This window comes from Meridianimarinicoccus marinus (assembly GCF_040689105.1).
Classification (GTDB): Bacteria; Pseudomonadota; Alphaproteobacteria; order Rhodobacterales; family Rhodobacteraceae; genus Meridianimarinicoccus; species Meridianimarinicoccus marinus.
Genome location: NZ_JBFBVU010000113.1, coordinates 1 through 297, shown reverse-complemented (window position 1 = coordinate 297; position 297 = coordinate 1). Strand labels below are relative to the sequence as shown.

Sequence of the window (297 nt, the reverse complement as noted above, 5' to 3'; positions counted from 1 at the left end):
TCGTGAAGCGTCAGAAGAACGACCGCGCGGATGCTGAAGCCATCGCGGAGGCAGCCATGCGCCCGACGATGCGGTTCGTAGCGGTCAAGAGTGCTGAGACACAGGGTCGTGCGGTGGCATTTCGGACGCATCAATGTTTGCTCCGGCAGCGCACGCAGCTCATCAATGCCCTCCGAGGGCACTTGGCCGAGGTCGGGCTGGTGGCGCCGAAGGGACCAGCGAGCCTGAAGATTCTTGAGAACGCACTGGCAGACCAGACCAGCAATCTCCCCGGCCCGGTCCGAGTGATGGGAGCAA

The 297-nt window shown here is 63.3% G+C and carries 1 protein-coding gene; it reads left to right on the top strand.

Translation table 11 applies throughout. The annotated features are described in order from the left end of the window. Positions 1-297: IS110 family transposase (locus AB0T83_RS20410; RefSeq protein WP_366195020.1), on the top strand; the 297-nt coding region annotated here is incomplete at both ends.